Here is an 11,110-nt window from a genome sequence, read left to right as displayed (position 1 = left end):
TGGTGTGCGCCGTGATCGCCTGGTGGCGCCGCTGGTGGGGCTGGGCGGCCCGGATCCACTACAGCGCGGTGGCGCTGGCCGCGGTGCTCTTCCTGACGGTCGCGGGCAACTACCACCTGCTGGGCTGACGCCCTGCGGGTAAAAGCGGGCGGTGCGGTGCTGTAGGTCAGCGCCGCACCGCCCTGTGTATGACCTATGGGATCAGGCGAACGGGATCAGGCGATGCCCACCGCGCGGGTGATGGTCTGGCTCACCGTGTCGCCCTGGGTGTCCGCCGCCTTGACGCGCAGCGTGAGGAATCGGGCACCCTTGGGGGCGTGCAACCGGATCGGAGCCCCTGCGGCCGCGTCCGCCCGCTTCCAGGTCGCCCCGTCGTCGTAGGAGAGCTCGACACTGGTCGTACGGAGCGCGGCGCCCGGACCGCCGGGCAGATGCGACGGGGTGACGACGAGCTTCGCGTCACGCCGTGCTCGTCCGTCCTGTGCGGTCGGGATCCGGTAGTCGAGCTGGATGAGCGGCAGTTGGCTCACCGTCTCACTGTCCGCGGCCGCGGCCGAGGTGAAGGTCCATTCGGTATGGGTCTTGGTGGAGTAGGGATAGGTTCCGGTCCGGGCGGTGCTCGTCACCAGACGGTAAGCGGCCTTGGCCGGCCGGGTTTCCGCCTCGATCCAGGCGCCTCCGGTCGAGGCGAGAACGTCGCCGTCCCGGTAGAGCTCGGTGGTCTGGGTGTTGGGTCCGTACCCGAAGGTGCCGACGTGGTTCTCGCCGGAGTCGCCCCAGCCGGGAACGTACGCGACGAGCTTGTCACCGGTCCGGTGGGGGAGTTCGATGCTCCGGTTGACCCGTGGCCGCTGGATCGGGCCGAACCAGTCGACCTCGGTGGTCCGGCCGGCCGGGTAGGTGAGCCGATCCGAGTACTGCCAGGTCTCGGGGACCTTGCTGACCTCGTACACCTCCTCCATCCACGGGACCGACTTGTCGGCAGTGAGGTAGTCGGTGCGGCGGGTGCCGGTGTTGGAGATGGCGGTCACGCCGTATCTGAGGTCCGAGTACGGCTGGATGTCGTAGCGGTACTCCTGCACCTCATGCGACGGGTCGTTGCGGAATCCGACCTCCACCCGGGCCAGCTGACGCTCCGTCGGCGCGTAGGTCAGGTCGGCCGGGATCCGGTCGCGCCAGCTGTGGACCAGGTCGTAGAGGTAGGTGGTGACCGGGTGGGACACGGAGCGCATGGCCACGCTCCCGGTCTCGCTGCTCTGGATCCGTGAGATCAGCTTTTCGCCCTCCGTCCTGGACAGTCCGACGACCGTCAGCGGGGTACGGCCGACGGCCTGGCGCAGCCGCCCGTACCCGCCGTTGACGAACAGCAGGACCTTCGCGCCCGCGTCCTCGGCCGCGGTGATCTGCTCCTCGCCGCGGCCCCGGATGACGACGGCCTTGCCCCGGGCGTCCAGGGAGGCGTAGTCCTCCTTCTTGCCGGCACCGGCGAACACGGTCTCAAGCGTGCTGCTGCCGGCGGGTAGTTTGCCCGAGCCGGGCTGTAGCCACAGGTCGTCGAAGGACTGGCCGCCGGAGGTCAGGCTGAGCAGCGGCTGCTGTTTGCGCCAGCGTACGGTGTAGATCTGGGAGCCCGCGGCGACTTTGCCGGTCTGCTGCGCCCAGACGCTGTCATATTCCGCGCTGACGAGGAGCGAGGTGCCGGAGCTCTCGTCGCCGCCGAAGGAGCGGTAGTAGTCGATCCGGCCCTGGGCGTCGCTGGTGCTGGGTCTGGGGGTCGGAGCGTCGGTCAGATGGAGCGCGGACCCGCCCAGGACGACGTCGGTGTCTTTGCTCACGTCGATCTCGGGCTGGGCGAGCAGCGCGACGCCGAGGGAGTACTTTCCGTGTACGCCTTCCACGGGCGCGTAGGTCCAGGCGGCGTAGGTGCCCGGCGGGACGATCCGGTCGACCACGCCCCCTTGGCTGTAGGCGAGGGAGTAAGCGCCCGCCCCGGCGCCCTTGCGCAGGAACTCCACCAGGCCGTCGACCGGGTTCCCGGCCCGGTCCTGGAGCTTGACGCGCAGGTGATGCGGCTTCTCCTGGGTGCTGACGCCGATGAGCGTACGGGTCACCACCGCGCCGGAGAGGGAGGCGGTGATGTGGCCGGTGTACCGGCGCGCCGCCGGCATCTTGTCCAGCGATGTGGTCAGGGTGGCCGAGACGCTGCCGTGGGCGGGCACCGTGAGCTTCGAAGCGGAGAGGGCGAACAGCCCGTCCGGGGCGCCGGGCGCGTCGACCGCCAGGTCCAGGGTGACGGGCTGGTCGGCGGTGTTGGTCCACCGCACCGGCTTCTCGACGGTCTCGCCGGGTGCGCCGCCCAGGGAGTGCATCCCCGCGTCGGCGGTGCCGGTGGCGAACAGCGTGGCCTTGGTGGCGGCCGCGGCGTCCACCCTTCCGTTGCCTCCGTCGTCCGCGCTGATCGAGTCGGTCACGCGCGCGGTGCTCACCAGGGCGTCCTTGAGCTGGGCGCCGGTCCAGTCGGGATGCTGGGCGGCCAGCAGCGCGGCGGCACCGGCGACATGCGGCGTCGCCATGGAGGTGCCGCTCAGCTTCGTGTAATACCCCTCGCCCATATAGAAGTAATGGGAGCGGGCCGCCAGCACGTCGACGCCGGGCGCGGTGATCTCAGGCTTGAGCCCGTCGTCACCCAACCGCGGGCCCCGGCTGGAGAAGTCGGCGATGCGGTCCTGCGAGTCGACCGCGCCGACGGTCAGTGCGGCGCTCGCCGTACCGGGCGCCCTGACGGTGTGGTCGCTGGGACCCGAGTTGCCCGCGGCGATGGTGAACAGCGCCCCGGTCTCGGCACTGAGCTCGTCCACCGCCTGGCTGAGCAGGTCGGTGCCGTCGCTGGGCTCGTCCGTCCCCAGGCTCATGCTCACCACCCGGGCCTTCGCATCCCGGGCGGCCCACTCCATGCCAGCCAGAATCCAGGAGTCCTGGCCCGATCCGCCGTTGTTCAGCACCTTCCCGACGTGCAGGGAGGCACCGGGCGCGACGCCCTTCTCCTTGCCGTCCGAGGCCGCGCCACTGCCCGCGATCGTGGAGGCGACGTGGGTGCCGTGCCCGTGCTGGTCGTCGACGTCCTCGTCGGGGACGAAGCTCGCGGACGAGGCGACCCCCGCGAGGTCGGGGTGGCTGACGTCGTACCCGGTGTCCAGAACCGCTACGTCGACGCCTTCTCCGGTGTTCCCCGCAGCCCATACCTCGGGGGCGCCTATCTGGGCCGTGGTGTCGGCGAGTTGACCGCTGGCCTTTCCGTCCAGCCAGACCTTGGCCACGCCACCGGTGAACGTGGCGGCGGCGTCGGAGGACCGCAGCCCCGCCCCGCCCTTGCCGCCGGTGAGGGACTCCCAGAAATCGGCAGCGTCCTTGTGCTCCTCGGCGAGCGCCGCGCCGTTGACGCTGGTGAGCGCCCGGACATCGGTCGCCTCGTCCGGGAGCGCCGCGGCCTGCTTCCTCGCGCCGCTCGCGGAGCTGCCCAGGCCCTTCGCATAGGTGACGATCAGTGGCACATGCTTGATGTGCGCGTCGTCGTAACCGTCGGCGATGAGCTCGGTGATGTTGAACAGCCGCGAGTCCAGCTTGCCGGCCGCCAGGTATTCGGCAGCCGAGGCGGGGTAAACGTAGGTGTCCTTGCCGACATTGCTAATTCTGGCGTCGGCGTCTCGTCCGTCGGGCCCCTGCACGGTGATGGTGGCGGGATTCTTCCCCGCCGGGGTCATGGTGACCTTGTCGCCGGTCAGCAAGGTGACGGAAACGGGCTTCGGAAGGCCGGTGGCGGAGGGGCCTGCCGCGCTGCCGCGGACTTCGGCGGATGGAGGCTGAGCAGTTGCGGACAGAGGCGGGGTCGCCGCTATGACCAGCAGGGCTGCTCCGAAACCCAACAGGCATTGCCTGCCGGACCAGTTCATAGCCAAGATGTTTCCTGACTCACAAAGGTGGATGGGGCGGGAGGAATCTAAACCCTGGTGATCAAACAAGGAAGAGTTTTCGACGAACGGGGGAAACCGGAAACGCAGCTGTAACCGCGGGGAATTCGGTACCGGACCGCCGGGCGCGGAAACCGCTGTTCGGTTTTCGCAGCGCGTGCTCATTTGTTCGCACATAGCCGACGTACGCCGCCGCACAATTTACGTCTGGTTCACATGTCGCGATGTGTTCGGCCCACATGGGTCCTTGGGACGGCACCGGATTGTCCGGCGAGTCCAACCAGACCCGCTCGCCCTCGCCGTCCACGGTCAGCCCGAAGCGGCCGGATGCGCTCCTTGAGGTCGGCCACCCACTCGACGTACGTGGCGTAGTTCTTCCAGAACCCGTAGTGGTGCAGCGACAGGTAGGTGCCGTCCAGGCGCGGGTCGGCGCAGACGGAGGTGACGTGGTCGTCGATGAAGCCGTCCTTGTGGGGCCCCCGCCCTCCCGGTAAGAGAGGGTGACCTTGAAGCCCTTGGCCGACGCCGCGTCGATGACCCCTCGACCGCCGGGATAGCCGCTGGGCTTCCGCCGCCGAACGGCCCGGGCCGGTCCGTGGCGACGTTTACGCAAACATGGCGGCGACCGGACCGTGACACCGAGTACGGCGGCGGTCAAGATTTCCCGCGCGTAACCGTCGTCTCGCCGGGTGGCAGGTTCGGCCTGCACGGCCGACTGGGGGCGGGAAGGGGGGCACTTGTAGGTCGCCCCCGTACCGCGGCCGAGGACGACCTCAACCGTTCCCCACCGACCAGAACTAGTGGCTTGTCACGCATCCTTGGCCGGGTAATCGACCCGCTGTTCGTCGGCCATCAGACTGTCCCCAAGACCTGATCTTGGAGGTGGTCGTGGGACGTCGACCGAGTGTGTTCGTCCGGCCGGTGGCCATGGAGGAGGGCCGGAAGTTGCAGCGGATCAGCCGGAGTGCGAAGGACCCGGTGAAACTCCGACGAGCGATCGTGGTGCTGATGTCCGCTCAGGGCCAGACGGTCAAGGACATCACCACGCTGATGCAGGTCGGCGAGGACTACGTCCGCGATGTCATCCACGCGTTCAACGAGCGGGGGTTCGACGCGCTGGACCCAAAATGGAGCGGGGGACGCCCCAAGACGATCAGTGACCAGGTGCGCGAGCACATCTGCCTGATCGCCCGGACATCCCCCGCCGACTGGAAGATCACCGCCTTCTCCACATGGAGCCTGAGCAAGCTCGCCGACCACCTCATCAAGCAGAAGGTGACCCCGGCCGTCAGCCGAGAGACCCTGCGCCGGATCCTGCGCGCCGGCAAGGTCTCCTGGAAGACCACCACTACGTGGAAGGCGTCCACCGACCCGGAGTTCATCGCCAAGATGCACCGCGTCCTGGCGCTGTACGACACACCGCCTGCAGACGGGCGGGTGATATGCGTCGATGAGTTCGGGCCGCTGAACCTCATGCCACGCAAGGGCAAGGCGTGGGGGCCGGTGCGGCGTCCGCGCCGGCTGCGGGCCACCTACAACCGGTACAACGGCGTGCGGCACATGCTCGCCGCCCTCGATCTGGCCACCGGCAAGCTGTACTACCGCATCCGCCCGCGCAAGCGGTGGCGCGAGTTCCTCGACCTGCTCAAAGCCCTGCGCGCCCGCTGGCCTGGGCAGAAACTGTATGTGGTGCTGGACAACTTCTCCCCGCACAAGCACGCACGCATCCGCGCCTGGACCGCCGACCATGCCGTTAAGCTGGTATTTCTGCCGACCTACGGCTCCTGGCTGAACTGGATCGAATTGGAGTTCGCGGCTCTGCGCTACTTCGCGCTGAACGGCACCGACCATCGTAGCCACGACGAGCAGAACGCGGTCATCGCTGCCTACGTCCGCTGGTGCAATGTCCATGCCGAGCCGAAGACCACCTTCGCCCCCGACTCTGCCCTTGCCGGAAATCTCATCCGCCCTGGTGGGGGCCGCTTCTTCGGGTTCCCGAAATCTTGGCCGCGGTCGCTCGGTCCGACGCTCTGGCGCAGCTGCTGTCAGCGCGTCATGATGATCGATCGTGCTGCTGCGACTGGCTTACCTGGGTGTGTCGAACGCGTTCGCGATGCTTCGCCTGCTGCCGATGACCGACCGGGACAAGGACGCGGAGATCCTCGCCCTGCGCCACCAGATCACCGTGCTGGAACGCCAACTCGACAAGGACAAGGTCCGGTTCACGCCCAGCGATCGGGCGTACCTGGCAGCGCTGCTGCACCGGCTGCCCCTGCACGTCCTGCGACGGTTACGGCTGCCCCCGACACGGTGCTGCGTTGGCACCGCAGCCTCGTCGCGCGCCGCCATGCCGCCGCCTGCAGGCCCAAGCGCCCGGGACGGCCGCGCACCGTGCGCTCGATCCGCGTCCTGGTGCTGCGGCTGGCGAAGGAAAACCCGAGCTGGGGGTACAGGCGTCTGCACGGCGAGCTGCTTGTGCTGGGGGGGAAGATGGGCGCGTCCACCGTCTGGGAGATCCTGAAGGAGGCCGGCATCGCCCCAGCACCCGAGCGGACCTCCAGTACCTGGGCCACCTTCCTTCGCGCACAGGCTGATGCCCTGCTGGCCTGTGACTTCATGGAAACAGTCACGCTGTCGGGCGTACGGATGTACGTGCTCGTGGTGATCGAACACGGCAGTCGCCGGATCCGCGTCCTGGGCGCCACCGCGCATCCGATCGCATCCTGGGTAGCGCAAGCGGCGAAAAACCTCGTCATGGACCTCGAAGACCTCGGCCGCCGCGCACGGTTCATGATCGGGGACCGGGACGGGAAGTTCCCCGCCCTCTTCGATGCCGTCCTCAAGGACGCGGGGATCGACGTCGTCCTCAGCGGCATCCAGATGCCACGAATGAACTCGATCACGGAGCGCTGGATACAGACCTGTCGTCGCGAGCTCCTGGACCGGACATTGATCTGGAACCAGCGACACCTACTCCATACCCTGCGCGAGTTCGAGCAGTTCTACAACGGACACCGACCACACCGACCACACCAAGGCATCGCGAACGCCAGGCCACTGCACCCGTTGCCCCCGCCGATCGACAATCCCGGCGCGTTAGCCCGCCTCGAGATACGCCGACACGATCGCCTCGGCGGCATCCTCCACGAATACCGACATGCAGCGTGACCTGCACGGATGAGATTTCCGGCAAGGGCAGGCCTGCCCTCGGGCGCGGGAGCCCGACCCGTCTGCTACCCGGATCCATAGTTGATCGCGATGGGACTGCACCAGGGCCGTGGAGGGCACTCCCGGTTCTTCATTTTCTTGGCGCTTCGACACCGGACAGCAGAGTGCCGAAGGCCGTGAACAGGGTGAGGAACACGACGGTGCCAGTGGTGCTGACGTCGTCCTCCACCACATGGCTCCCGACGAAGAACCATGCGATCGCGCCGAGCATCACCAGCAGGTGATTGCCTCGTTCCTGCAATACGCGCATCCCTGCCCACAGCAGCACCGGCATCGACACCACGCCCGTGATCCCCGCAAACAGCGACTCGAATAACCCGGAAAACGTCCCGTCCGAGCGGGCCTGCCTCGCCCAATCATGTAAGGACACCCAGAGCCAGTAGCAGACGACGGCCGCCGCCGCCGACACGAATGTGCCCTTCAGCCAGCGGGAGGCAATGCTCTTCACCATGTCCTTACTCTTCCATGACGCCGCAGCGGGGGTATGAGCACAAGTAGGCTCGAGTGCTCATACCCCCGCATTCTTTAACAAGGACGCCACCGCTCGCCGTAGCGGTACCGTCGAACAGATCAGTCGTCCGAGAGGGTTTGCTTCAGTGCATCGGCGTACAGCCGCGCACCTTCCACTTTCGGGTGGAAGGACTTCATGGACGGCGCCACGTTGCCCGGCAGCCATTCTTTGTCCCGGTTGTCTGCCTTCGAGTGGCCGGTCAGGACGATCCCGTGCACTGTCTCTGGGTCACCGCAGATTGCTTTGCCGTCGAACTCGTCGCGAGGGTCAGAGAAGACTGCATTCGTACCGTACTTGCTCTTGGCGTCGGAGACCGCGCCCTGCATCTCGGTGGCCAGAGTGTCCGCCAACTCGTTCAGCCACGGCGCTTCCTCGGTGCCTATGCCGATGATGCACTGACCGTTTCCCTCCAGGAGCTTCGGGTAACCCATGAGGACGATTCTAGCTTTGGGCGCACGTATCTGGATGGTGTCGAGCATGCTGGCCAGGCGTGGCAGGATCTGTTCGTGGAGCCATTTCGGTGCCCACTCGTTGAGGGGACCGGTCGACTGGCCAGTGCCTTTCCCGTTGTCCGGGTCCACGGCGTCGAGGTCGTTGTCGTTGCATACCGTGAAGGCCGCGATGCATTCCTCGATGATGTCCGCGAAGCGGGCGTCGTTGCCGCCGACGGACAGTGTGACCAGCGTGGTGTTCTGGTCGAGATATCCCTGCTCGATCTGCGGCAGCTCCCCGCTCAGCCCCTCGCGGAGGATGTTGTAGTGGCGAGCACGGGAGCAGGCGACGAAGTGGTAATCCATGTCATCGTCATGGTCGTCTGCCATCGCTCCGATCGACTTTGAGTAGCCTCGCAGCACGGCCTGTCGCGACCAGGCATGCTTCGAGCGGTGGCACTTGTCCTCGGTGTCCGGCAGCTGCTTGTCGTAGTAGTCGGATTCCGGGTAGTAGTCGTCGCCACCATTCGTTGAAGCGCCTTCACCCGAGGAGTACGAGTCGCCCATGGCGACGACGAAGTTCTTCGGCTTCACCGATAGCGGCTGGAATGCCACCGAGTCCCAGGCGATGTCTTCGTCGCCGGTGCCGTCCTCGGTGTTGGTGTCCAGCGACACCGTCGGGGTGCTGATGAAGTTGAATACGCCCAGGTCAACCCACTTGTTTTCCATAACTCTCTGTGGGTGCACGCGGTAAGGGCTGGTGGAGTCTGTGCCACCGATCATGTAGGTGGCCTGGCGTGTGTGGGCGCCGTGGTCGGGTATATGGGCGTAGACACGCATCCAGCCACGCTTGGCGGAGTTCAGGGTCCAGGTTCCCCTGGTGTAGAGGCGCGATGCATCAGTGTCCTTGCTCTTGGAACGGGTGTGGCTAAACCAGAAGTGGTTGCCGTTGCCCGCGCCGAGCTGGTGCATGTCGATCCGGCCGGAAGCCGTGGCGAAATCGAAGGCGAATGAGCCCTGCGAGGAGACTGCGCCGCATCGGTTCGATGACCCCGCCGGGACTGTGCCGTTGGGCAGATCGTCCACGATCAGCGAGCCGGCCGGGAGGCCGGTGTTGCAGCGCGGTGGATACGAGTTGGCGTCCGGCTGCTCAGGATAGGTCTCATTGAACCTGTGGGTCGGATTGCCGCACTCCGCGTTCTTGCAGTCTTTCCACGAGGCGGGTTTGTGGTACCAGCACTTCAAGTACAGCGGGTTTTTGGTGTCCGGGTCACCAGGCAGCAGGCACGGTCCCTTGCCAGTGTCATTGGACGCACCTTCGTCGATCTTGAACTGGTCGCAGTCGTTCGACTCGTTGCAGAACTGCCCGAGCGGCGGCTTGGCGCGGGTGCGTGCGAGGTCCGTGTTCCACCAGGCCGCTCTGTAGCCGGGCTGGAAGTCACCGGGAGCGAACATCGCGGAGATCGGGCGTGCGGCCCAGCCGATGACCTTCTCCTCGTACGGCCAGTCCTGCGGATGTGAGGCGTGCGAGTAGTCATCCTTGCCCCCCGTCTCCAGGAACGGGCTGCGGTTTTCCTTCCATAATGGGTTGGCCGGGTTATTCGTCCAGCCCACACCCCACCTTCCGGAGTTGCTGCCCGCCGTCGACTGGGGGTGGTAGCCGGCGTTGTAGGCCCACAGCGCGTACAACCAGTTCTCGATGTACTCTGGATCACCGCCGTTGATGATCAACCCGTCGTCGCGAGTGTCGTTCCACTTGTCGGCCAGGATGTTCACGCCGGCCGCGATGTTCGCCGCGTAGTCCAGTGCGACGGCTTCCTGCTGCACTGTCGTCTTGGGCTTCTCGTCCTCTTTCTCCTTGCCGTGCACGCGCATGCCGTCGGTTACCTGGGTGACGCCGTACCCGCAGTCGGCCTCGGCGAAGTTGATCGCCCACGGGTCCTTCTGGTCGCCGCTTGCGGAGTACTTGATGCCGTAGTAGTTGCCGATCAGCGAGTTGCCCGTCACGCCGGGCACGACGCTGCGGGCGGCCTGCCACATGTTCGATTCCTGTGCGGTGACACCGAGCATCACCTGCGCAGGGATGTGCCAGTCCTCCCCTGAGCCGCCCTTGAGCGTAGTGAGCGGGAACAGTGTCTGCGGTGCGTATGCGGCCATGCCGGTGTTCTTCCAGTTCGCCGGCCGGGTGGCGCCCTTGTTGAGCTTGCCGACGACGGCCTGGTCCACCGCCCACTCGATCTGGCGCGGTGTGGGCTGGAATGCCTGCTTTTGCGCGTCGCCATGCGGCACTGAGCAGTAGCGGTCCGGGTCGACGGTGCCGCCGATCCGCTGGCGTCCACCGGTGGTCGCGGCCTTGAGCACGGGGGACGTTTCATTGCCCGCACGCGCCGACTTCGCTCCACCGATCCGGTCGCCGGGAACGACGTCCAGTACCGCGGTCCTGCCGGTATCCATGGCCTTCAGCGTCGTGCGGACAGTCCGCTCGGTCAGCGCCTCCTCGGGCCTGATACGGGAGTCCTTCCCGTCCGCCCAGCGAGAGGTGACGGCCGCCTGCCCACGGCTGGACACCCTGGCGTCCTTGGCCAGACGGCCCGGGTTGTGCAGTGTCTTCACGGCACGGCCTGTCGAAGTCGCCTTCCCGGTGACGTACACCTCCCCCGACGGGGTCGCGGACAGGTCGAATTCCATCAGTCGGCCCTTGGCGAGGGCAGACGGCGTGGTCTTCGCGCTGCCGTTGTCCAGATCGGCCGCCGACACCCGGGACACAGTCGCGGTGTCATCCTGTGCGACTCTGTTGGTCGATGTGATCTGGGCTTTTGTCGATCAGGCCGTGAGGCTGAGGGCAAGTTGTTCGTAGTGGGAGACTCGTGTTGTGCTCAGGGGGGTTCCGGTCCACCAGGCGTCGAGGCGGTAGAGGTTGAGGGCGGCTGCGGTCAGGACCTGGGCCAGTGAGGTTTTGGCGAGGCCGCGGT

3 protein-coding genes and 3 pseudogenes are annotated in these 11,110 nt (G+C 66.7%); 2 read left to right on the top strand and 4 right to left on the bottom strand.

The window, feature by feature from the left end; genetic code table 11:
- Positions 1-215: 215 nt before the first annotated feature.
- Together ACH4U7_RS52700 and ACH4U7_RS52695 are read right to left on the bottom strand one after the other, a co-directional pair.
- The gene (locus tag ACH4U7_RS52700) at positions 216-3,923 is read right to left on the bottom strand and encodes a S8 family serine peptidase (protein ID WP_398534864.1); all 3,708 of its coding nucleotides are present in this window, start codon (positions 3,921-3,923) and stop codon (positions 216-218) included.
- 371 nt (positions 3,924-4,294) lie between these two features.
- Positions 4,295-4,512, bottom strand: a pseudogene (locus tag ACH4U7_RS52695) (cellulase); the annotation flags it as partial.
- A 383-nt stretch (positions 4,513-4,895) separates the two neighbouring features.
- On the opposite strand from ACH4U7_RS52695, the pseudogene ACH4U7_RS52690 reads away from it, so the two are divergent.
- Both ACH4U7_RS52690 and ACH4U7_RS52685 read left to right on the top strand, forming a co-directional pair.
- Positions 4,896-5,801: pseudogene (locus tag ACH4U7_RS52690) on the top strand (IS630 family transposase); the annotation flags it as partial.
- 235 nt (positions 5,802-6,036) lie between these two features.
- Positions 6,037-7,136, top strand: a pseudogene (locus tag ACH4U7_RS52685) (integrase core domain-containing protein).
- A 130-nt stretch (positions 7,137-7,266) separates the two neighbouring features.
- Here ACH4U7_RS52685 and ACH4U7_RS52680 read toward each other — a convergent pair.
- Both ACH4U7_RS52680 and ACH4U7_RS52675 read right to left on the bottom strand, forming a co-directional pair.
- The gene (locus tag ACH4U7_RS52680; RefSeq protein WP_398534863.1) at positions 7,267-7,647 is read right to left on the bottom strand and encodes a hypothetical protein; all 381 of its coding nucleotides are present in this window, start codon (positions 7,645-7,647) and stop codon (positions 7,267-7,269) included.
- A gap of 119 nt (positions 7,648-7,766) precedes the next feature.
- Positions 7,767-10,895, bottom strand: coding sequence for an SGNH/GDSL hydrolase family protein (locus ACH4U7_RS52675; RefSeq protein WP_398534862.1), 3,129 nt, complete (start codon positions 10,893-10,895; stop codon positions 7,767-7,769).
- Positions 10,896-11,110: the final 215 nt, after the last annotated feature.

Origin of the sequence: Streptomyces sp. NPDC020845, assembly GCF_044334165.1 — a bacterium.
Lineage (GTDB): Bacteria > Actinomycetota > Actinomycetes > Streptomycetales > Streptomycetaceae > Streptomyces.
The sequence above is the reverse complement of the archived record's forward strand: the minus strand, read 5'-3'. Positions and strand labels throughout refer to the sequence as shown.

Coding starts and splice junctions, on each gene's coding strand:
- ACH4U7_RS52680 (WP_398534863.1), bottom strand. CDS start 7,647: ATGGTGAAGAGCATTGCCTCCCGCTGGCTGAAGGGCACATTCGTGTCG.